Origin of the sequence: Microvirga sp. RSM25 (assembly GCF_044784385.1) — a bacterium.
Classification (GTDB): Bacteria; Pseudomonadota; Alphaproteobacteria; order Rhizobiales; family Beijerinckiaceae; genus Microvirga; species Microvirga tunisiensis.
The window spans coordinates 1,601,015-1,620,947 of record NZ_CP173039.1; the positions used below are offsets into that span (position 1 = coordinate 1,601,015).

Below are 19,933 nucleotides of genomic sequence, written 5' to 3' on the forward strand. Positions count from 1 at the left end.
CGGGAGAAGATATGCGGTTCCTAGTTGTAGCCTCTGGCTTGTCCATCGCCTTACTGGCGCCGGCTTTCGCGCAAACGCCAAAGCCTGCAGTTCAACTCGTGCCTCACAGAGCGGTCTACGACCTTTCGCTCCTGCGGGCCGGCGAGTCCAACGGAGTCGAGAACGCAAGGGGGCGCATCGCCATGGAATTCGGCGGTGATGCCTGCGACGGCTACACCCTCAAATACCGGCAGGTCACCATCCTCAACAGCAGCGAGTCGGGATCCAACACCCTCGACATCCAGACCGCAACCTATGAGACAGGCGACGGCCGCTCCATGCATTTCAAGTCGACATCGCTTCGGCAGGGCATGATCAAGGACGGCGAGGTCGATGGCGACGCCAAGCTCACGCCCCAGGGAAGCCTCAACGTCGATCTGAAGCAACCGAAGAGAAAGGCGTTCGAGGCCGCGGGCGAGACGGTGTTCCCGACTGAGCACCTGAAGCGCCTGATCGAGGCGGGGCGCCGGGGGGACAGCACTCTCTCCGTGAAGGTCTATGACGGTTCCAACAAGGGCGACAAGGTTTACGACACCCTGGGCCTGATCGGCCGCAAGATCGAGGCAGGCGCAGCGACAGCCTCTCTCGAGGATGTTGCCCAGGGCGAAAAGCTCGCCTCGGTCCCACGCTGGCCCATCACCATCAGCTACTTCGAGGAAGGCAAGGCTGACCGGATGCCGGTCTATACGATCTCCTTCGAGCTCTACGAGAACGGGGTCAGCCGCGCCCTCAAGCTCGATTATGGGGACTTCGCCTTGAAGGGCGACCTGAAGAGCCTGGACGTGCAGGCGCCGAGCCCCTGTCAGCGCTAGGGCTCGCACTCTACGGCTTGCGCAGCACGATTCCCTTCTGAACGGCGTTGGCGCCGAACTTGTCGCGGAGCTTGTCGATGGCGGCTTCCATGTGAGCTTGGCGCACCACGCTCTGATCCGCGAGATCGCCCTTGTCCGCATCGGCGGCGTCGCAGAGGTCGGCCGCGCCGATGCCGATGAGGCGAAAGGCGGTGCCGTCGCAGGCAGCCTTCAGGAGTTGCCGCGCCGGATCGAACAGCCGGGCGGCGAGCTGGGTCGGGGCGAAGCCCGACCGGGTTCGCGTGAGGAGCCGAAAATCCTTGTCCTTCAGCTTCAGGGTCACGCTCTGCCCGGCAAGGCCGGCAGCCTTGAGGCGGCGGGAAACCTTTTCCGAGAGCCGCCATAGGATCGGCTCCAGATCCTCGAAGGAGCGCAGATCCGTCTCGAAGGTCGTTTCCGCCGAGATGCTCTTCGTCTCGCGTTCCGGCGTGACCGACCTGCTATCCTCGCCCCAAGCCAGCCGAGACAGGCGCTGAGAGTCGCGGCCGAGGGCCTCGAACAGGGTCCTTAGCGGCACGTCGCGAAGATGCGCGATCTGCGTCACGCCGACCTTGGCGAGCCTGCTCTGCGCTGAGGTGCCGATCCCGGGAATGATCCCGACCGGTTTGTCGGCAAGGAAATCGGCGGCTTCCTCGCGTCCGATGATGGAAAAACCGCGGGGCTTCTGGAGGTCGGAGGCGATCTTGGCCAGAAACTTGTTGTAGGAGAGCCCGACGGAGATGCTGATCCCGATCTCCTTTTCCACCTTACGGGCGAAGCGGGCGAGGGTTAGGGCAGGGCTACCGTGATGCAGCCGCTCCGTTCCCGTCAGGTCGAGAAAGGCCTCGTCGATGGAGACGGGCTCCACCAGCGGGGTCAGCTCCCGCATGAGCTGGCGCACGTCGCGCCCGGCCTTGCTGTACTTCTCCCCGTTGGGCTTGATCACCGTGGCGTGGGGGCAGAGCTTGAGCGCCTGGAACATGGGCATCGCCGAGCGCACGCCGTAGGTGCGCGCGACATAGCAGGCGGTCGAGACAACCCCGCGCTTGCCACCGCCGATGACCACCGGCTTGTCGGCAAGGCTCGGATCGTCCCGTTTTTCCACCGCCGCGAAGAAGGCGTCGCAATCGACATGGGCGATGGAGAGGCTGTCGCGCTCCTTGTGCCGCAAAAGACGGGGGGACCCGCAAGCCGAGCACCGCTCCGCCAGAGGGTTGGCTGAAAGCGTCAGACAGTCACGGCAGAAAGGAGCGTCGCTCATGGGCGGCAGGGCTATTCGAACTCGGACGGGGAGAGGGTCCAATGGGCCTGCATTATGTGTTCCGGCTTGGTGTTCAGCTCCTTGGCAAGCGCGATCAGCAGCGGCTCGTCGGATACGACATAGTCGAGGATCCCGGCGAAGAAACCAGGAGATGAGGCGGCCGAGCGGATGGTGTCGGGGCGCAGGCCGGAGACCGCCAGGAACCGACTCAGGCGCTCCTCGTCGCCCGTAAGGAACGAAAAAGCGCCGAGTGCGACATTTTCGGCCTCCTCGCGGGTAACTCTTTTTAAGGGAGTGTTCATTCTGTCAATTTGCATTTCATCAATAGGTTTGGACGTAACTATACCATCAAATGAACCATTGGGCCGGTGAAGTACATCTGGAGCCCCGGGGATAACGGCCATGAAGAAGACTGTGCTCATCGTTGAGGATAACGAACTCAACATGAAACTCTTCAACGATCTCCTCGAGGCTCACGGCTATGCGACCTTGAAGACCAGCCATGGCATCGAGGCCATGGAGCTGGCCCGGGCTCACAAGCCGGACCTGATCCTCATGGATATCCAGCTGCCCGAGGTCTCCGGCCTCGAAGTGACACGCTGGCTCAAGGCCGATGACGAGCTGAAGTCGATTCCCGTGATTGCCATCACGGCTTTCGCCATGAAAGGCGACGAGGAACGGATCAGGGAAGGGGGCTGCGAGGCCTATATGTCCAAGCCGATCTCGGTTTCCAAGTTTATTGCGACCGTGAAAACTTATCTGGAGGCCGACGGCAAGCCGTCCTAACTGGGCCGAATTCAAGGCATGACCCAAGCAGAAGCTTCAAGAGAACGAGTCATCTCTTTGAGATGACTTGGCTTTAAGTTTTTTTGGAAAATGCCGCTTTTTGGCCACATGGGTGCTTGCATCGCTCCATGTTTCCTATACGTTTCAGCCCAAGTCTCCGCCTTAGAGCGGACGTAATGCCCTACGGATGCTCAGGTCCGCCGCATCTCCTGGGAGTTCGGGGGCTCGGCCAGCCTGGGGGCAGATCGTTGCCTCCTCAACGCTGTCCCCAGCTGGCCACCACTTCTTTATTATGTTTTCCAACTCAAGGCGCCGAAAGGCGCCTTTTGTTTTCCGGACCGCTATTCATAAGTTTTGACAAGCCGTCTGGGCCCCGTGCTGAATCGGCATAGTTCCCTATTTTATCCAGGCTTAATAATAAGAAAACTTTCCGTTGGGGAAGGTTCTTCTCCCGGCCGATCCGAGATGCAGTTCCCGTTCCGTCCTGCTACCCTGGGGCAATATCGTCCAAACGGGATGAGGGACCATGGACCATCGCACACCTTCGCTGCCGCCCACGACGGCGCTGACCCGCTTTTCCGTGGCTCCCCTGTCGACCATGACCCGGCGCCTCGCGGATGTCGCCTCGGGTCGGGCTCCCGCCGATCTCGTGATTACGGGCGCCCGTGTGCTTTCGACCTACAGCGAGCGCATTGCGCCGGAGCGGGAGGTCTGGATCGCAGGCGGACGCATCGCGGCCGTGAAGCCTGCGGGTGCGCATCGCCAGGTGAGTGGCGCGCCGGGCCGGGTATATGACGCGAAGGGCGGCATCATTGCGCCGGGTCTGGTCGATCCGCACATCCATATCGAGAGCAGCATGATCACAGCGTGCGCCTATGCGGAGGCAGCGCTGCTCAATGGCACCACAACGATTTTCTGCGACAGCCACGAGATCGGCAACGTGATGGATGCCGCCGGTATCGAGATGATGCTGGAGGACGCGCGCCACGCGCCGCTCTCCATCTACCTTACCGTGCCGAGCACGGTGCCCGCCACCTCGCCGGAACTGGAAACGGCGGGCGGCGATCTTACGCCGGACAAGATCGCGGCTCTTTTCGACCGCTGGCCCGAGGCGGCGGCCCTCGGCGAGAAGATGGATTTCGTGCCTGTCACCATGGGCGACGAGCGCAGCCACGCGATCCTCGCGGCGGCCTTGGAGCGCGGCAAGCCGGTCTCCGGCCACCTCTACGGACGCGAGTTCGTGGCCGCCTATGCGGCAAGCGGCGTCACTGATACGCATGAAGCCATCGACCGCGACATCGCCGACGATCTGCTCGATGCGGGCGTGTGGATCTTCCTGCGCGGCGGCCCACCCACGACGCCGTGGCATTCGCTGCCCGAGGCTATCAAGACCATCACGGAACTGGGTTCTTCGCACAAGCGCATCTGCGTCTGCACCGACGACCGCGATGCCGACGACCTGATGATGTTCGGCATGGATTGGGTGACGCGTGAAGCCCGCCGCGCGGGCATGAGCCGCGAGCAGGCCTGGAGCATGGGGTCGCTCCACCCGGCCACGCGCTTTGGTATGGAGGGAGAGATCGGCGGCCTGGGGGGCGGACGCCGTGCGGACGTGGTGCTGCTCAACGACGCGCTCGAGGTGCAGAACACCTGGTATGGTGGCGAGCTCGTGGTCGAAAACAAAAAGATCACGCCGGTGCTCGATCAGGCACTCTCCAACCCCTATCGCTATCCCGCGCAGGCGTACAGCACGGTCCATGTCTCGAAGCGGCCGAAGCTGATCCCGGAACTGCCCACATCAGCCTGCGAAGCCAATGTGATCCGCGTCGCATTGCCGGGCATCGTGCTCTTCCATGATAAGGTGCAACTCCAGCCCGAGAAGGATTGGGATGCGCTGCTCGCCAAGAACGATCTCACCTTCGTGTCGGTCATCGAACGCCACGGCCGCACGAAAGGGGCCGGTATCGCCCATGGGTTGCTCAAGGATTTCGGCCTGAAGAGCGGAGCGGTCGCGAGCAGCGTCGGGCACGATTCCCACAACCTGATCGTGGCGGGGACGAACGAGGGCGATATGCAGGTGGCCCTCGATGCCATCATCGAAGCGCAAGGCGGTGTCTGCGTGGTGGATCAGGGCAAGGTCATCGCCATGGTGCCGCTTCCCATTGCGGGGCTTCTCTCCGACAAGCGCGTGACGGAAGTGGCCGAGGAGACCCGCACCCTGAAGGCCGCATGGGAAAGGGCGGGCTGCAAAATCCCCTATATGGGCTTCAACCTCATCCCGCTTTCGGTCATTCCCGAGATCCGCATCACCGACAAGGGCCTGGTGCTCGTGCCGGAGATGGAGCTGGTGCCGCTCTACGAGGAGTGAGCGCTCAGCGCGGAGCTGTAGCCTCGAATATCGCCACCGCTTCGCGCATCGCGGACACGAAGGCCGGATGATCGTAGAGATCGTTGTGGCCTGCATCCGTAATCGTTCGATCGAGAACGAGATTGGGAATGGCGCTCCGCAGGAGGGCGCTGCGCCGCGCCGGAACGATGGTGTCACGGCCAGCGACTATCATTGCGGTGGGAGTCCACTGCTCCTTCATCAGATCGATGACAGGCATATGATGGCGCAGGAGCAGTCCCGTCGGAGCCCAGGAGAAGTGTTCTCTCGCTAACGCCTTCAAGGAATCGAATGGCGTGACGAGGATCAGCCCGTTCACGGGACGATGGCGCGCCACATGGGATGCCACGCCGCTGCCGATGCTGAAGCCTATTGCAATGACGGGATGTGAGCGGCCCTGTTGGAGGTGGTCAAAGATCGTCAATGCATCCGCGAACAGAGCCTTTGCGCTTGGCTCGCCGCCGCTCGGCGCATAGCCTCGGTAATGGAAGGCGATCACTTCGTGGTCCGGAAAGAGGCTATGGAGATAAAGCGCCATGGAGTCTGCATTCCAGGCGTTGCCGCCGAAGCCGAGGAGGGGGGACTTCGGATTTGATGGAGCCCCGAGCCGCACGCCGATAAGTCGATTGCCGTCAGGTGCCGTTATCTCAAGCCGTTCAGCTGAAGGTGGCAGCAACGGTCGGTTTGCAGCCGCCATTTGCACCGGAAAAAGCATCTTCGTCTGGAGCAGGGCTGCAATCAGCACCAAGCCTGCGTAGAGAAGCGCGATGCCGAGGACGAGGGAGAGAAGCCACATTGATGCTGACCTGCATTTTCGATCCATGAGCGGTTCAACTTTCCGCAGGCCTGTGGGCGCGCTCCAAGGTCAGATCCTCGGTGCGGAGCAAAAGATCGCTTAAGTCCAGTCTGAACTGCTCGAAGGCGAATCCGAGAGCGAAGACCTGTCCGAAGGCTTTTCCAGGCAGCTCACGCATGAGAGCCTCCGATCTGAACGCTTCCGCCTCGCCGCTGAAGGCGTTCAAGGCTTCCTGAAAAGCATAGGGCTCCGGAGGAGCCTTGCGATGCTGGAGTGCCTGCGCGAGCTCGAGGAGCAGTGCGCGGGTCGTCTCATGCAGGGCGATGAGCGAATGGCCGAGCCTATCCCGAACCGGAGCAGGCAGGGGAGTGGAGGCCGCGCGGCCGATCATCACCAGATCATGCCGCACCCGGTAGAGCGTGCGGATGAGCGGCTCCGGATCGGGGGCTTCGGTCAGATGGCTCTTTCTTTCCCGTGTCGCTTCCTCGGCAGCCGCCTCAGCCTTCTTCAGGGCGGACCGGATCTGGGGATGGAGCTTCTGCAGCGCCGAGCGGCCTTGCGGGCCAGCCGTCAGTTCCTCGATGAAGACGGAGAACAGCTCGGCATTGAGGGACACGACCTTGGCTGCAGCATCGGTCATCAGGGTATGCGCCCGCGCAGGCAGGATAAAGACAGAGACGACAACGCCGACGATATTGCCGAGCGTGATCTCCAGCACCCGATCGAAAGCGGAGGCGAGGGGGCCTATGGCTTGTCCGGTAGGCGGCAGAAGCATGATGAGCGAGGTAATGGGCGCGACCCGAAATGCCGGCTTCACCGCTGCCAGAAGCGCCAAGGGAAACAAGGCCACGACCATGGCGAACCCCAAATTCAAGGGTGAACTGTGAGGAACGAAGGCTGCGATCAGACCGCCATAAATCGCCCCGGTCAGGGTTCCGCTGAACCGCTCGACCGCGGCCTTGAGCGAACCGCCGACGCTTGCCTGCATCACGACGACGGCCGTAATCACGGCCCAGTAGCCCTGTGGCAGATCGAGGATCTTCGTGACGGAATAGGCAAGGGTGCCGGCGATGGTGACCCGCAGCGCCAGCTTCAATTCCGCAGAACGTGCTCCGATGCGGCCACGTATCCGTTCGATCCACCCAGACGATGCCATGCGATTCTCCGGACGCAGAGCATAGAGGGCGGTTCGCAGGTCCCGCTACGGGAAAGACGATCCGTTTCGTCGTGCCTTACTCGCGCGGCAGCACGACTAGGCTCGATCCGCAATCATCGCAGATGCCGAGAGCGGGGGACGCGATCATCTGCGTCGTCCGGCATTCGGGGCAGCCTTTCAGCGCCATATGAAGCGATCCTTGCATCTGATGTGCACTTTCGCGGAACGCCTCACTTACTTGGACGGCCTGTTCGAACATGGGCGCCTCCCTTGAGGACCCTGATGCTGCGCCTCTCGGAAGCCTTGGTCAATCAAGCATTCTGGGTCTTCAGGCGGGTTCTCGGCGACCCGTCGGCAGCATTGTTTCCATACGGGTGACGAGGCTTGCCGCAACCGAAAAGAGTCCGAAGAGAACATGTGGCCAATAGACCCGATCAGAGAATCCGAACAGGAAAGGAGAGGCCGCGAGCACAATCCCGCCGAGCCCATCAAGGATCAAGTGCAGGGACATCGGTAGGATTTTGATGAGGCCAAGCTCATAAGCCGTGAGAGCGGAATACAGGATTGCGCCTAGGCCGAAGATCACAGCCGTCCATTTCGCCGCCGGCACATCCGTGAAGCCGAAGAGCCACGGGGTTGAGAGAAGCGCCATGCCCCAGAGATAATCGATCACACCATGTAGGCTGGTGGGAAGAATGCGCATGACGACGTCCCTCATGCGGTATCGCGTTTGCGCCAACGTTGCTCAGCTGGGTCAGGTTCCTTGCGCTGCATGATGTGGGTTGTGGGACGGGAAGGCCGCGCTAGTTCGCACGGCTGGGGCAGCCAAAATGGCAGAATGGTGGATGAGCAGGATTCAGTGGCAGCAGGATCAGGTGGCCGGAGTACCCCTCAACCGTCATGTCGGTTTCGTCGGCCCCGTCGAGGTGGGGAGCGTGGCTTACGACGGCAGCAACAGATTCTGGATCTGGTCGACGCCTCTGCAGGAGGATGCCTGGGGCTATGGACCAACGGAACAGGCAGCCAAGACAGCTCTGGAGCTGTGGCTGGCGTCTTGGCTGGAAAACTTCACGTCTTTCTTTCAGACCGACAGGGACCCGCCATCGGCCTGACCGCTGAAGGGACGTAGTCTTCAGATCCGGGTGCTGCGGCCTCGCCGAAGGAAGTAGAAGAGCACGACGGCGACCACCGCGATCAGGGCAATGATCCAAAGCCAGTCCATTCCCTCGCCCGCGGCGTCAGTCGTGGTTCCGGCTGGCGGGGCTGCCCCGCCTCCTGGCGTCCCACCTGGGGATGTCTGTGCCAGGGCGATGGCGCTCCACGCCATCAGCAGCATCGTCAGTGCGGTTACTTTGAATGTTTCCAGCATCTGATCCTCCTCGGCCCGCTTACGGGCTTGTGAATCAACATCTGCCAGGAATGCGGCGTTCCTCAGACGGATCGTCCGGAACAAGGGCTGCTCACGCCAAGTTGTGCCGGCACGCCTTTTATCCCTGGACGAGCACGGGTGCCTTCAATACAGCAGCAATCCCCGGTGATCGTGCTCGTGGACGAGGAGCCGACCATCCGCCAAGCCATTGCCAACCACCTGCGGGGGGCCTCTTTCGAGGTTGTGGAGGCCGCCGACACGGACGAAGCCCTCAAACTTCTCGAGAAGACCTCCGCCGCCCAGGGTCTCGTGGTCGATTCTCATGTTCCTGGAAAGTTGGATGGGTTCGAACTGGCGGGAATAGCGCGCAAGCGCTGGCCCGATCTGGCGGTTGTAATGGTTTCGGGCCATTCGGATGCAACATCTGGCCCCATACCGGAAGGTGGTGAGTTCATCGCCAAGCCCTACCTGTCGACCCACCTCGTTCCAACCTTGAACCGGCTGATCGGGAGAGGCTCATGACTCACGTGGTTCTCCTCGGCGACAGCATTTTCGACAATGGCGCCTATGTCCGTCGCGGCGAGCCCGACGTGGTGGCGCAGGTCCGGGCCAAGCTGCCCCTAGGCTGGAGGGCGACCCTTTGCGCCGTCGATGGAGCCGTCACGACCGGGGTCGCACATCAGCTGTCGCGAACGCCCTCCGATGCCAGCCACCTGGTCCTGAGCGTCGGCGGCAACGATGCCCTGCGCAACAGCGGCATCCTGCGCGAGCAGGCCCGTTCCGTCGCGGAGGTGATTACGAAATTCGCAGACGTGCGTGACGAATTCGCTCGCAACTATCGCGCCATGCTGGATGCTATCCTGGAGCGGCGGCTCCCGACGGCGCTCTGCACGATCTACGACGCGCGCTTCCCTGACCCGCAGGAGCAGCGTCTCGTCGTGACGGCCCTGTCGATCTTCAACGATGTCGTTACCCGCGAGGCCTTCACCCGCCGGCTTCACCTCATCGACCTTCGCCTGATCTGCGACGAGCCCGACGACTACGCGAACCCTATCGAACCCTCCGCGAAGGGGGGCGACAAGATCGCTGGCGTGATCACTCAGGTCGTGGCGGGAAACACGATCTTTCCGCGCTCTCAGGTTTATGCGCGTTGAGGGGATAGCGCTCCACGAGAGCCCCTTCGCATCCGCCGAAGGTCGGCAGAGTCCGGAACTCCGCCCAGGCCGGATCGTTCTTTCCGTCCGCTTCGGAAAACGATGTTCACGGTGAGGGTACAAGATGCAACGACACGATGTTCTGACTCGACGGATCGAAGATCTGGCCGTCTTCCTCGATCCTGTCGCCTTCGAGCACGGGCAGGATCTTGCCCTGGCCAAGCGGCGCGAGGCGGCATGGCGCGAGGCCACGAACCGGATCACTTGCTCCCGAACTGCAACCTAGTGTTTCGCTGCGCGAGCCTCTCTGCGCAGAAACTGCAAGAGTTTCTGACAATTTGTTCAGAAATCATTGAATTTAATGAAGAAAGAAGCGCGTTGATCGGCCAAGCTGCGAACCAAAACTCAGGCTTCCGAATTGATTTATTATTGAAGGGTATTTGCCACTTCTCATGAGGTCGGTCATGAAAAAGCTAGCGTTATTGGCAGGTGTGGCCGCGATCACCGTCGCGAGCATCGGTTCTGCCGAAGCCCAGCGATGGCGCGGCGGTGGTTGGCACGGCGGTGGTTGGCACGGCGGTGGTTGGCGTGGTGGTGGTTGGCGTGGCGGCTACTATCCCTCCTACTACCGTCGTGGCGGTTGGGGCGGTGGCGGTGCGCTCGCGGCCGGCCTGATCGGCGGCGCCGTGCTGGGCGGTCTGATCACCGCCGCAGCCACTCCCGCTTATGGCTATCCCGGCTATGGTTACGGTTACCCGTATGGCGGCTATCCAGCTTACGGGTACCGATACGGCAACAGTTATCCAGCGGCTTATAATTATCCGTCCTACGGCTACCCATCCTACGGCAATGACTACCGATCCTACGGCTACTACTCGGCTCCCGTCACTCGGGTCGTGTACCAGCCCGCCCCGGTTTATCGGACCCGTGTCGTCTACCGCGAGCCGGTCTACAGGACCCGGGTCGTCTATCGCCAGCCTCGGACCGTAACGCGAGTCGTTTATCGAGACGGCGGCCGCGCGGTGCGAGCCGTTCGTCGGGACGTGGTGACAACAGGCTCCATCGGCCGGCGCGATGTCAGGCAGATCCGCAGGATCGAGGGTGTTTATCGCTGAAACGTCGAAGGTGGCCCCGTCGGGGCTGCCTTTATCCTGGGACGACCAAAAAACCGCCCGAAGAGGGGCGGTTTTCATTTGATGGGCCATCGTTGACCCAGTGCGATCTATCTGGCCCAGCTTGAATATGGGCAGGAGATTCGGAGGGACGCGAGTGACGATAGGGTACACTTCCCACTGACATTTAAATGTGATCTTCTCCCTCGATAAGAGACGCGGAAAAGCGCGTTCGGGAGGATACTTAGACGTGGACAGTTCTGTCTTGGCCGCGATCGATGTCGATCACCTTCAGGTCAGCTATGGCAGTCAGCGGGTGCTCCATGGGGTCAGCCTTTCAGTCGCGCCCGGCGAGTTCATAGCCATTCTGGGCTCGTCCGGCTGCGGGAAGACCACATTACTGCGGACCATTGCCGGATTTCAGAAGGCTGCTGGCGGAGCGATCCGCCTGTTTGGCCGGGATGTGGTGAACACGCCGCCGGAAAAACGTGGCATGGCCATGATGTTCCAGTCCTATGCTCTCTGGCCGCATATGACCGTCCTCGGCAACGTCGGCTATGGCCTTCGCTTGCGGGGCATCCCGAGAGAGGAGATCCGCGCCCGCGTCGCCAGTGTGCTGAAGATGCTGAACATGTCCGGCCTCGAGGATCGAAAGGTGACGAATCTGTCGGGAGGTCAGCGCCAGCGCGTGGCCTTGGGGCGGGCTCTGGCCATCGAGCCGGCAATCCTGCTTCTCGACGAGCCGCTATCCAATCTGGACGCCAAGGTGCGCATCCAGCTTCGATCGGAAATCAAATCTCTTCAGAACCGCCTCGGCTTCACGGCGATCCATGTCACGCACGACCGCGAAGAGGCCATGACCATGGCCGACCGGATCGTCGTGATGGATGCCGGACGGATCGCGCAGGTCGGGTCCCCGAAGGAGGTTTACGACCATCCGAATTCACCCTTCGTGGCCAGCTTCATGGGGGCGGAGAACACCCTCGACCTGGATGTCCGCCCATCCGGTGCCGGTGTCGAGGTCAGGGTCGACGACGGCACGACGACAGCATTTGGCGGAGACGTGCCCGTCGGGCCCGTAACCGCCTATTTTCGCGACGATATCGCTTCGCTCGACGATCCGCGTGCCCGGATCGACGGCTCGATCGTCCTTCCGGGAAAAATCACGCAGAGAACGTATCCCGGAGGACACTACAGGTACGTGGTCGCCATTGGCGACCGTCACTTCACTGTGACGGACGATCGCTATCACGAGCTCGACCGCCCGGTAGGCCTGCGCCTGCCGCTGGCGGCGTTGCACCTGTTTCCCAAAACCCAGACTACGGGAGGACACCATGCGTAAAAGCTTACTGGCTGCGGGACTTGCAGCCCTTCTCATGAGCAGTGCGGCAAGTGCACAGACGCTCAACGTTGCGACTGCCGGCGATCAGAACATGGTCGATTACATCAAGGACTATCTCGGGCCGCTCTTCGAAAAGAGCCACCCGGGCGTGAAGGTGGTGGCCGTCGGCACCGGACCGGGCGATGGCGGATCGCAAAAGATCTTCGAGAAGCTCGATGCGCAGAAAAAGGCGGCGGCCGCAGCGGATTTCGACGTGGTGGTCATCCACCAGAAGGCTGCGGGCACCATGGTTCAGGATGGGCTGATCAAGAAGTACCGGGACGCTCTCCCGACCGGCAGCCTGGTCACGCGCGAATCCGCGACGAATGCGCTCGGCACCGACGTCTCCGGCTACGTCATGCCCATGTTCCATTCGCAGACGGCGATCGCTTACAATCCGGATCTCATCAAGAATCCGCCCAACAATTACGCCGAGCTGCGCGATTGGGTGAAGAAGAACCCGAAGCAATTCGGCTATAACGGCATCAAGGGCGGCATGTCCGGCGTCGCGTTCGTCACCGGGTGGATTTCCGCTTTCGGCGGCGATGCGGCGAGGCTCGAAAAGGGGCCTTACGATGCCGCTACGAAGGCGACCTGGGACAAGGCGATGGCCGATCTGAAGGATTTCAACCAGAACGTCGTCATCACACCCGGCAACGCCGGCACGCTCGACATGCTCAATCGCGGCGAGATCGCCATGGGTCCGGTCTGGGTGGACATGTTCTATACCTGGAAGGCTGATGGAAAGCTTCCGCCGACCATGCGGCTGAAGCTTGTTTCGCCCGGCATGCCCGGACAGCCGATGTACTACGCCATTCCGTCCAAGACGGCGCAGGACAAGCTCGCCGCGGAGTTCATCGCCCTTGCGACGAGTCCGGACGTGCAGGCGGAAGGCATCGTGAAGCGCTTCAACTGGTATCCGGGCATCGATGCCAAGAACCTGGAAGGCAAGCTCGATCAGGCGGCCTGGAACCAGCTCTTCGCCGACATCCCGCCGGAAACGCTCGCGGCGAACGGCAAGCCGTTCCCAATCGGACCGTACTTCAACGACATTCTCGAAACCTACGAGAAGAAGGTGGCCAACTAGGTCATCGGTCAGAATGTGGGCGGCCTGTGTGGCAGGCCGCCTGCGCCTCATCGGCCTCAAGGCGTTCCAGCGGGACCGGGACAGTTCCAGATCATGGCGAGACCTTCGTTCTTCGGCCTTCTGCTCATCGCACCGGCACTCGCGATGATCGGCGCGCTGTTTCTCTATCCCCTTGGGTTCTCGCTCGCTGCGGCGTTCACAGAGCCGGGAGGCGGCCTGTCGCTCATGCACTTCCAGAAGGCTTACGAGCTCTACTCGACCGACATTCTTTTCACGCTGTTCATCGTCGTCGTTTCGACGCTCCTGACCGGCCTGTTCTCGATCGCGATATCGGGAATTCTCACGCTCGGCGAAACACCCTGGCTGGTTGCAGCGCTGCGCGCGCTCTATCGCTGGCCGCTCTTCATTCCCTTCATCGTCGCGGCGCAGTGCATGAGGACCTTCCTGGCGAAGAACGGCCTCATGAACAATACCTTTGTGGCACTCGGGGTGATGGAGCCGATCCAGGCCACGAGCTTCCTCGACTGGCGTGGCATCATCATCACCTTCGTGTGGAAGCAGGTGCCTTTCGTGACGCTGATGCTCGCCGGAGCCATGGCTTCCATCGACCGCGCCACCATCGAGGCAGGACGTAATCTCGGCGCTTCGCGGGTACGGGTGCTGATCGAACTCGTGCTGCCGCAGGTGGCGCAGACGCTCCTCGTCGGCCTCGTCCTTTCCTTCGTCACCATGCTGTCCGTTCTTTCCGTGCCGATGATGGTTGCGGGCTCGCAGCCCACCATGCTTACCGTGGACATGGCGTTCCGCATCAACTCCTATGGCGATTACGCCACGGCCAACGCGCTTGGCGTCATATCCTATGCCATCGCCGGAACTGTCGCGTGGATCTATCTTCGCCACAGCGTCAAGCGCGAGGTGCAGGCATGAGCGGGCGCCTCCACCTCTCACCCGCAAATGCGGAGCCGCTTGCCGGATCCGGCAAATCCCAAGCTGTTTCGCGCAAGTCGGGATCATCCGTCGCCGCCGCTAGGGTCTGGGCCCTGGGCTCGACAAGTCTCAAGATCCTAGGCCTTGCAGTCTTTGCCTTCCTTCTCTTCGGGCCTCTGGCCAATCTCGCCCTGTGGTCGGTCGCGGAGCGGTGGTATACCCCGTTCAAGCTCCCTGTTTCCTACGGCATGCGCTACTGGGAGGTGGTCTTCCGCCCCACGGGCGACGCCATGACATCGCTGATGACAAGCGTTGCCATCGCCTGCCTGACTGTCATGGTGGCGCTCGCCATTTCAGTCCCGGCAGGCTATGCCCTGGCCCGTCTCAAGCTGCCCTGGCGCACGGCTCTGATGATTCTGTTCCTGTTGCCCCAGGCCTTCCCGTCGGTGGCGATCTACATCAACGTGGCGCGGGTCTTCTACAGCATCGGACTCACTGGAACGATCACCGGCGTCGTGCTGGTTCACGCGGCCCATGGCCTCGTCTATTCGGTCTGGATCGCAGCCGCGGCCTTCGCGGCCATCGACCGGGATCTCGAACTCGCCGCGCGCAATATCGGAGCCTCGCCGCTGCGGACCTTCTTCACCGTGACATTGCCGCTCGCGGCCCCCGGCATCATGGCGAGCGCAATTTTCGTTTTCCTGGAATCGCTCGATGAATTCACCGGCACCTTCTTCGTCGGCGTACCTCAGGTGACGACGCTCCCGCTCCTTCTCTACAACGCGAGCATGGGCGGCAATTATCAGATCGCTTCCATCACGGCCCTCATCCTGCTCGTGCCGTCTGTCGTGTTCATGATCGTCATCGAGCGCTTCCTGAAAGCCGACGTGCTGAGTAAGGTCGGCCAGTAAGGCGTTGGAACGGCATGCTCAGAATCATTACCTGGAACATTCAATGGGGCTTGGGCATCGACGGGACCGTCGATCTCCCGCGGATCGTGGACGAGGCGCACGCCATCGCGGATTTCGATGTGCTCTGTCTGCAGGAGGTCTCGGACAATTTTTCCGATCTCAAGGGCAATGGGGGAGCGAACCAGTTCGCTGAACTGGCACGGCTCCTGCCGGCTTTCACGGCCGTCGAGGGCGTTGCACTCGATGTTCCGGATGGGGCAGGGGGGCGCCGCCGCTTCGGCAACATGATCCTGTCCCGCCTGCCGGTGGCGCAGGTGCTGCGATACACCCTGCCGTGGGAGGCCGCTTCCACCCGCAACATGCCGCGTCTCCTGCTGGAGGCGGTCCTCGAAGGGCCCTCGGGACCACTTCGGGTCATAACCACGCATCTGGAATACTCAGCCGACAAGCTGAGGCGGGCGCAGGTCGAGGGCATCCGCGAAGCCCATCGCACGGCCTGTGAGCGCGTTGCCATGCCCCGCGAGGACGGTCCCGGCACCTATGCTCTGTTCCCCACCTCGGCGTCGGCCGTGCTGACTGGCGATTTCAACATGCGTCCGGACGATCCGGTGAAGCAGCGGATCTCGGAGCCTTTCGACAATGAGGTGCCTCCTCTTCTCGATGCATGGCAGGTCGCCCATGGAGCGAGGCCGCACCCGACCTCGTTCCGCCTCTTCGACCAGTCGGACGGGCCCCCGCATTGCTGTGACTTCATGTTCGTGACCGAAGATCTCGGGTCCAGGATCAGCCGGGTCGATTATAACCAAACGACACAGGCGTCAGATCACCAACCTGTGCTGCTGGAGCTTGATCTGTGAGCCCCCGGCGAAGGTGCAGGCCTGGCAGGCCTGCACTGGGTTGCTGTGATGGGCAAAGTCTTGAGAGACTGGCGCGCGGCCCTCTCTCATTCTGAACAACTTCAGCCGCCCCCGCCGCCAGCTGCCTTCTGTCGGCCGAAGTGTCGCTGATGCCGACCGGTGCTCTGCTCGCGATTACAGCGAGCTTTGATCCGAATGTGTTGCCCAGCACATCTGCGATGTGCACTTCGCCGTACCGTGAAACGAGTTTGATCGAGGGCTCCGAAGAGCTTGGTCCGCCCCTCGACATATAAAAAGGGGGCTTACTGTGACCCAAGGCAAGTCATCGACCAATTCGAGCAGACTGACAGTGGCAGAGTGGGCCATCGTTGCCAGCTCCCTCGCGTTTATCACGCTCTGGCTCGGGATCTCGTTTACCTGACCCGCAGCTCCTAGGAGCTAGGGATGAGATAAGAGACTGCCCTTGCTGCCGGTATCGGTTCTAGAGGGGCCCAATTTCTCCAGACAAACCGCATTTTCGCGTTGGCCCAAACGAAAAAACCGCCTCAATGAGGAGGCGGTTTTCGTAATAAGTCCAAAGGCTTAGATGTAAGTGGATTACTTAATCTTGGCAACCGTGAAGTCGGGTTTCAGCTGGTTGCAGCTTGTTACATAACCCTTATTTGTCAGTCATTTAGTGTTTCAGCCTGTTGCGCATTTATTCACACAGTGCCAGATTTTTGTGACCCCGGTGTGACCCGGATTTACGAACCGACTTCACGAATGCACTGGACCCATGCCTGCACGACCCCTGACTGATATCGAGGTTCGGTCCCTCCGGGCCGCCCCTAGCCAACGCCTGCTCGTCTACGATGCTAAGGCACGGGGGCTCTGCCTGCGGATCACTCCTGGCACCAAGTCCTGGAGTTTCGTCTATCGCCCGAAAGGCAGCCCACGGCAGCGGCGCTACACAATCGGCGACTACCCAACGTGGTCCCTGGCGGCGGCGCGCGAGAAAGCGCTGGCGCTGCGGCGGCAGGTGCAGGATGGGGGTGATCCCCTGCTGGAGCGGAAAGCCCATCGCGAGGCTCTAACCGTTACTGGCTTGATTGAACGGTTTATGGAGCGCTACGCCAAGCCCAAGCTTCGGTCGTGGCGGGATTACGAAGCGGTGCTCCGGCGCGACGTCGTCCCGGTTCTCGGGGACCGGCGCGCCGATGCCGTGCACCGGACGGATATCGCCGATCTGCTCGACAAAGTGGCAATTCGGGCTCCAGTCTTGGCGAACCGGTTGCAGAACACAATTTCGTCCGTGTACTCGTGGGCGCTGTCCGAAGGACTTGTCACCACCAACCCCGTGATGGGCCTGCGGAAACGGACGAAGGAGGTTGCCAAGGAGCGGGTGCTGTCAGACGACGAGATCCGGCGCTTCTGGCAGGCCACCGAAGGGGCGTCGCCTGCCTTCCGGGACACGCTTCGTCTCATCCTTCTGACCGGGCAGCGCCCCGGGGAGTGTGCCGGGATTCGAGCCGAGGAGGTTCATCTCGCATCGGCCCTATGGACCATCCCGGCGGGTCGGACCAAGAACAAGATCGAGCATACGGTGCCGCTGGTAGGGCAGGCGCTCGCGATTGTCACCCGCTTATCAAACGCCCGATCATCAGGGCCGCTGATCGTCACACCCCGTGGCCGAGAACTCACGTCCCAAAATCTGGCTAAGGCCATGGAGGGGCTGCGGGAGGGACTGTTCACAGAGGCTGTGACGCCCCATGATCTCCGCCGAACCGCGGCCACTCTGATGGGCCGCCTTGAGATCGATCAAATGACGATCGGTCGGGTCTTGAACCACGCGAGCACCACAAAGGCCACGGTGACGGGATCCGTGTATGACCGCCACAGCTATATCCCACAGAAGCGGCGAGCGCTGGAGGCACTGGACAGCGAAGTGGCCCAGGCAATCGCTGGCTCGGCCAGGCAGCACAACATTGTCACCTTGCCGGATAGAAAGCGATGAAGAACCAAAACAGCATCCTTGGCTGACCTCGGAAACCGTCGGGATGATCGATGGGGCGTCCTCGCCGGTCGGCCGGCGGCCACCGCAGATCACAAACGTCATCCATCAGCCTAGCCTGAGCCATTCTGCAGAACGTCGGTCGTGTTTTCCGGGCTTTCATCCGAAAGGCTTGCAAAGGCGAGCTCGATGACTGGCCTTCAGAAGAAGACAAAAAATCACGAAAGACCGATTGTTATTCGATTTGGCTAGCGGCTAGGAGGCTTTCCACATCTCAAGCAGTTTCCCCGAAAAATCATCGTAGCTTTCGGCAGACATCCACATTCGGCGGAACGTCTTGCGCATGCCGCCGAAAACGATGTTGTCGTTCCACCACACCCGTAACCAAGCGGGAATTTGGACCGGAACGGATAGTTCCACGGACGAGCCCGCGAACGGCTCGAACTTGACTTTCATTTCCATTGCGCGGGAGCGTTCTGGGTCCAGATTGCTGTAGGGTGCGAGCATTTCAAGCGCTTGGGCCCGCTCGACGGCGCTGAGGTTCTCAATGCGTCTTGCCTCTACACCGTCTCCGCGGATTTTTTGCACAGCTTCGCGATAGCGCTGGCCCTCCCGGGAAGTCCGAAATTTCATAGCACGTTCGAGCAACTCCAATGTCGTTTTAGGAGCTCCTCCGGTAGATATGAGATATGGCAGGACAGGAGGAATCGACTGTTGCGTTATGACCTCTGCTTTGCTGCCTTCAAGGCTTGCTTCAGCATGTTCGAAGATTGCTGCCTCTTCTCGATGCCCTAGCCCTGCCGTTGTCTCCGGCGCTACCGTCAAGCCTAACATCAGCCTTGATCGCTTTGTCTGCATGTAATGGGTGGTATTGCTTGCCTGTGCGAACCCGCTAAAGATGAAGCCACCGAGCAGAAAGTGGGCGGCGGACTTCAAAGGCTCGTCAAGATTGTCAAATTTCGCCAGCTCTTCAATCGGGTAGTTGTCCGCACTGAGCGCTGGGCGCCAATCGTAACGTAGGGCATTAAGTTCTCGGAGCTGGCCTGCCAATGGCCGTAGGCGCTCAAGGTCGAGCCGAGCGAGACTATTGAGAGCACCCCTCTTGATATCGTGATAGACATTATAATCAACGGATACCCTACACACCTTCGAATCGAGAAGGCTTTCGAGCGACTGCGTGACGGTCAAGGAGTCGAACGTAGCACCGTAGTGGATGAGCGGGATTGTATCTCGGGTGACAACAAGATCAAAGAATTCGATGATGCTGCCGATATTGTCCTTAAGCGCGGCTCCGACTTGCCGATCGTCGCGGTCGAGGCGACCAGCGCCACTGAGACCATTGATGAAGATCTCTCCAGAGCGTAAGATCATTGGATCGGGCACAAATCCGATCCGTGTCTTAAAGTCTTGCCAGCCCTTGTAGCTGTTCTCGGAAATCTGCAAGTGCTCCATAGCGTTTCACCCTGTGATCAGATTGGACTGTGCACGGTAGGTAGAAGTTTCTTCCGCTAGAGTTTGCCATAACTCTGGTACGCAAACTTGAGGCGCTGCTATCATTAACCCGTTGGATGAGAGTGCAGAAAAACTAGGAAAATAGCAAAATTAATGAGAGACGAAAATTACAGCGGAAGGTTACTACCGAAGGACGGACAAGCTATGAACCAGATTAACACGTTAGCGGCCCTGGTAACATCCGTGGTAGTCTTCAACGCAGTGCCATCTGAAGTGCTCGCTAGATCAATAGAGTCCTACCTCCTGTTTGATGTTGATGGCTCTGACGCGGAGAGCAGACTGAGGAGTATGAGCTTAGGAAACTGCAAGCAAATACTTGTCGGTCTTCCGAATGCTCGAGAGGTCATTCTTCATCTTCAGTGTGATGAGACTGATCAAG

22 protein-coding genes are annotated in these 19,933 nt (G+C 60.8%); 14 read left to right on the forward strand and 8 right to left on the reverse strand.

The genetic code is table 11. The features are described from left to right. Positions 1 to 11: 11 nt before the first annotated feature. Positions 12 to 851 (forward strand): cell envelope integrity EipB family protein, encoded by an 840-nt coding sequence (locus ACD578_RS07660; RefSeq protein ID WP_404292087.1) that lies wholly within the window; start codon positions 12 to 14, stop codon positions 849 to 851. 10 nt (positions 852 to 861) lie between these two features. Here the strand turns inward: ACD578_RS07660 and ACD578_RS07665 are convergent, their stop codons facing one another. Next, positions 862 to 2,130: a DNA polymerase IV gene (locus ACD578_RS07665; RefSeq protein ID WP_404292088.1), complete on the reverse strand. Its 1,269-nt coding sequence runs from the start codon at positions 2,128 to 2,130 to the stop codon at positions 862 to 864. Positions 2,131 to 2,141: 11 nt separating this feature from the next. Further along, positions 2,142 to 2,534 (reverse strand): DUF3572 domain-containing protein, encoded by a 393-nt coding sequence (locus tag ACD578_RS07670; protein WP_404292089.1) that lies wholly within the window; start codon positions 2,532 to 2,534, stop codon positions 2,142 to 2,144. Between ACD578_RS07670 and ACD578_RS07675 the strand changes: the two genes are divergently transcribed. Together ACD578_RS07675 and ACD578_RS07680 are read left to right on the forward strand one after the other, a co-directional pair. Next, positions 2,533 to 2,916 carry a response regulator gene (locus ACD578_RS07675; protein ID WP_036351276.1) on the forward strand — a complete coding sequence of 128 codons (384 nt, stop codon included), beginning with the start codon at positions 2,533 to 2,535 and terminating at the stop codon, positions 2,914 to 2,916. The genes ACD578_RS07670 and ACD578_RS07675 overlap by 2 nt on opposite strands. Before the next feature lie 526 nt (positions 2,917 to 3,442). Next, positions 3,443 to 5,284 (forward strand): adenine deaminase, encoded by a 1,842-nt coding sequence (locus ACD578_RS07680; protein WP_404292090.1) that lies wholly within the window; start codon positions 3,443 to 3,445, stop codon positions 5,282 to 5,284. Between the two features lie 4 nt (positions 5,285 to 5,288). Here ACD578_RS07680 and ACD578_RS07685 read toward each other — a convergent pair whose 3' ends face one another. The 4 genes from ACD578_RS07685 to ACD578_RS07700 form a co-directional block, all read right to left on the reverse strand. Continuing rightward, positions 5,289 to 6,098, reverse strand: coding sequence for an alpha/beta hydrolase (locus tag ACD578_RS07685; RefSeq protein ID WP_404292091.1), 810 nt, complete (start codon positions 6,096 to 6,098; stop codon positions 5,289 to 5,291). A 34-nt stretch (positions 6,099 to 6,132) separates the two neighbouring features. Further along, positions 6,133 to 7,254 carry an FUSC family protein gene (locus ACD578_RS07690; RefSeq protein ID WP_404292092.1) on the reverse strand — a complete coding sequence of 374 codons (1,122 nt, stop codon included), beginning with the start codon at positions 7,252 to 7,254 and terminating at the stop codon, positions 6,133 to 6,135. Positions 7,255 to 7,330: 76 nt separating this feature from the next. Then, positions 7,331 to 7,513 (reverse strand): hypothetical protein, encoded by a 183-nt coding sequence (locus ACD578_RS07695; RefSeq protein WP_404292093.1) that lies wholly within the window; start codon positions 7,511 to 7,513, stop codon positions 7,331 to 7,333. A 69-nt stretch (positions 7,514 to 7,582) separates the two neighbouring features. Continuing rightward, the gene (locus ACD578_RS07700; protein ID WP_404292094.1) at positions 7,583 to 7,957 is read right to left on the reverse strand and encodes an SPW repeat protein; all 375 of its coding nucleotides are present in this window, start codon (positions 7,955 to 7,957) and stop codon (positions 7,583 to 7,585) included. A gap of 142 nt (positions 7,958 to 8,099) precedes the next feature. On the opposite strand from ACD578_RS07700, the gene ACD578_RS07705 reads away from it, so the two are divergent. After that, positions 8,100 to 8,366 (forward strand): hypothetical protein, encoded by a 267-nt coding sequence (locus ACD578_RS07705; protein ID WP_404292096.1) that lies wholly within the window; start codon positions 8,100 to 8,102, stop codon positions 8,364 to 8,366. A gap of 20 nt (positions 8,367 to 8,386) precedes the next feature. Here the strand turns inward: ACD578_RS07705 and ACD578_RS07710 are convergent, their stop codons facing one another. Continuing rightward, a complete protein-coding gene (locus ACD578_RS07710) occupies positions 8,387 to 8,623 on the reverse strand; it encodes a hypothetical protein (protein ID WP_404292097.1) in 237 nt (78 codons plus the stop codon). Positions 8,624 to 8,761: 138 nt separating this feature from the next. Here ACD578_RS07710 and ACD578_RS07715 point away from each other — a divergent pair, with 138 nt between their 5' ends. The 10 genes from ACD578_RS07715 (at position 8,762) to ACD578_RS07760 (ending at position 18,045) form a co-directional block, all read left to right on the forward strand. Further along, the gene (locus tag ACD578_RS07715) at positions 8,762 to 9,145 is read left to right on the forward strand and encodes a response regulator (protein WP_404292098.1); all 384 of its coding nucleotides are present in this window, start codon (positions 8,762 to 8,764) and stop codon (positions 9,143 to 9,145) included. Continuing rightward, a complete protein-coding gene (locus ACD578_RS07720; RefSeq protein ID WP_404292099.1) occupies positions 9,142 to 9,777 on the forward strand; it encodes an SGNH/GDSL hydrolase family protein in 636 nt (211 codons plus the stop codon). The genes ACD578_RS07715 and ACD578_RS07720 overlap by 4 nt, the downstream gene beginning before the upstream one ends. A 124-nt stretch (positions 9,778 to 9,901) precedes the next feature. After that, positions 9,902 to 10,063 (forward strand): hypothetical protein, encoded by a 162-nt coding sequence (locus tag ACD578_RS07725; protein WP_404292100.1) that lies wholly within the window; start codon positions 9,902 to 9,904, stop codon positions 10,061 to 10,063. Between the two features lie 178 nt (positions 10,064 to 10,241). Further along, positions 10,242 to 10,892 (forward strand): hypothetical protein, encoded by a 651-nt coding sequence (locus ACD578_RS07730; RefSeq protein ID WP_404292101.1) that lies wholly within the window; start codon positions 10,242 to 10,244, stop codon positions 10,890 to 10,892. Positions 10,893 to 11,139: 247 nt separating this feature from the next. After that, complete coding sequence (locus ACD578_RS07735) at positions 11,140 to 12,231, forward strand: ABC transporter ATP-binding protein (protein WP_404292103.1); 1,092 nt, start codon at positions 11,140 to 11,142, stop codon at positions 12,229 to 12,231. Continuing rightward, positions 12,224 to 13,357, forward strand: a complete 1,134-nt coding sequence (locus ACD578_RS07740; protein ID WP_404292104.1) for an extracellular solute-binding protein — start codon at positions 12,224 to 12,226, stop codon at positions 13,355 to 13,357. The genes ACD578_RS07735 and ACD578_RS07740 overlap by 8 nt, the downstream gene beginning before the upstream one ends. A 93-nt stretch (positions 13,358 to 13,450) precedes the next feature. Further along, positions 13,451 to 14,284 (forward strand): ABC transporter permease, encoded by an 834-nt coding sequence (locus tag ACD578_RS07745; protein ID WP_404292106.1) that lies wholly within the window; start codon positions 13,451 to 13,453, stop codon positions 14,282 to 14,284. Then, complete coding sequence (locus tag ACD578_RS07750; protein ID WP_404292107.1) at positions 14,281 to 15,195, forward strand: ABC transporter permease; 915 nt, start codon at positions 14,281 to 14,283, stop codon at positions 15,193 to 15,195. The genes ACD578_RS07745 and ACD578_RS07750 overlap by 4 nt, the downstream gene beginning before the upstream one ends. Before the next feature lie 14 nt (positions 15,196 to 15,209). Then, the gene (locus tag ACD578_RS07755) at positions 15,210 to 16,052 is read left to right on the forward strand and encodes an endonuclease/exonuclease/phosphatase family protein (RefSeq protein WP_404292108.1); all 843 of its coding nucleotides are present in this window, start codon (positions 15,210 to 15,212) and stop codon (positions 16,050 to 16,052) included. 775 nt (positions 16,053 to 16,827) lie between these two features. Further along, positions 16,828 to 18,045 carry a tyrosine-type recombinase/integrase gene (locus ACD578_RS07760; RefSeq protein WP_404292110.1) on the forward strand — a complete coding sequence of 406 codons (1,218 nt, stop codon included), beginning with the start codon at positions 16,828 to 16,830 and terminating at the stop codon, positions 18,043 to 18,045. Between the two features lie 252 nt (positions 18,046 to 18,297). Here the strand turns inward: ACD578_RS07760 and ACD578_RS07765 are convergent, their stop codons facing one another. Next, positions 18,298 to 19,494, reverse strand: a complete 1,197-nt coding sequence (locus tag ACD578_RS07765) for a hypothetical protein (RefSeq protein WP_404292111.1) — start codon at positions 19,492 to 19,494, stop codon at positions 18,298 to 18,300. Positions 19,495 to 19,933 lie beyond the last annotated feature (439 nt).

Excerpts from the sequence above, each read along its gene's own strand:
- ACD578_RS07665 (WP_404292088.1), bottom strand. The coding sequence starts at position 2,130 with ATGAGCGACGCTCCTTTCTGCCGTGACTGTCTGACGCTTTCAGCCAAC.
- ACD578_RS07705 (WP_404292096.1), top strand. The coding sequence starts at position 8,100 with ATGAGCAGGATTCAGTGGCAGCAGGATCAGGTGGCCGGAGTACCCCTC.
- ACD578_RS07710 (WP_404292097.1), bottom strand. The coding sequence starts at position 8,623 with ATGCTGGAAACATTCAAAGTAACCGCACTGACGATGCTGCTGATGGCG.
- ACD578_RS07690 (WP_404292092.1), bottom strand. The coding sequence starts at position 7,254 with ATGGCATCGTCTGGGTGGATCGAACGGATACGTGGCCGCATCGGAGCA.
- ACD578_RS07695 (WP_404292093.1), bottom strand. The coding sequence starts at position 7,513 with ATGTTCGAACAGGCCGTCCAAGTAAGTGAGGCGTTCCGCGAAAGTGCA.
- ACD578_RS07670 (WP_404292089.1), bottom strand. The coding sequence starts at position 2,534 with ATGGCCGTTATCCCCGGGGCTCCAGATGTACTTCACCGGCCCAATGGT.
- ACD578_RS07680 (WP_404292090.1), top strand. The coding sequence starts at position 3,443 with ATGGACCATCGCACACCTTCGCTGCCGCCCACGACGGCGCTGACCCGC.
- ACD578_RS07740 (WP_404292104.1), top strand. The coding sequence starts at position 12,224 with ATGCGTAAAAGCTTACTGGCTGCGGGACTTGCAGCCCTTCTCATGAGC.
- ACD578_RS07750 (WP_404292107.1), top strand. The coding sequence starts at position 14,281 with ATGAGCGGGCGCCTCCACCTCTCACCCGCAAATGCGGAGCCGCTTGCC.
- ACD578_RS07765 (WP_404292111.1), bottom strand. The coding sequence starts at position 19,494 with ATGGAGCACTTGCAGATTTCCGAGAACAGCTACAAGGGCTGGCAAGAC.
- ACD578_RS07700 (WP_404292094.1), bottom strand. The coding sequence starts at position 7,957 with ATGCGCATTCTTCCCACCAGCCTACATGGTGTGATCGATTATCTCTGG.
- ACD578_RS07660 (WP_404292087.1), top strand. The coding sequence starts at position 12 with ATGCGGTTCCTAGTTGTAGCCTCTGGCTTGTCCATCGCCTTACTGGCG.
- ACD578_RS07730 (WP_404292101.1), top strand. The coding sequence starts at position 10,242 with ATGAAAAAGCTAGCGTTATTGGCAGGTGTGGCCGCGATCACCGTCGCG.
- ACD578_RS07720 (WP_404292099.1), top strand. The coding sequence starts at position 9,142 with ATGACTCACGTGGTTCTCCTCGGCGACAGCATTTTCGACAATGGCGCC.
- ACD578_RS07760 (WP_404292110.1), top strand. The coding sequence starts at position 16,828 with ATGCCTGCACGACCCCTGACTGATATCGAGGTTCGGTCCCTCCGGGCC.
- ACD578_RS07685 (WP_404292091.1), bottom strand. The coding sequence starts at position 6,098 with ATGTGGCTTCTCTCCCTCGTCCTCGGCATCGCGCTTCTCTACGCAGGC.
- ACD578_RS07745 (WP_404292106.1), top strand. The coding sequence starts at position 13,451 with ATGGCGAGACCTTCGTTCTTCGGCCTTCTGCTCATCGCACCGGCACTC.
- ACD578_RS07675 (WP_036351276.1), top strand. The coding sequence starts at position 2,533 with ATGAAGAAGACTGTGCTCATCGTTGAGGATAACGAACTCAACATGAAA.
- ACD578_RS07755 (WP_404292108.1), top strand. The coding sequence starts at position 15,210 with ATGCTCAGAATCATTACCTGGAACATTCAATGGGGCTTGGGCATCGAC.
- ACD578_RS07725 (WP_404292100.1), top strand. The coding sequence starts at position 9,902 with ATGCAACGACACGATGTTCTGACTCGACGGATCGAAGATCTGGCCGTC.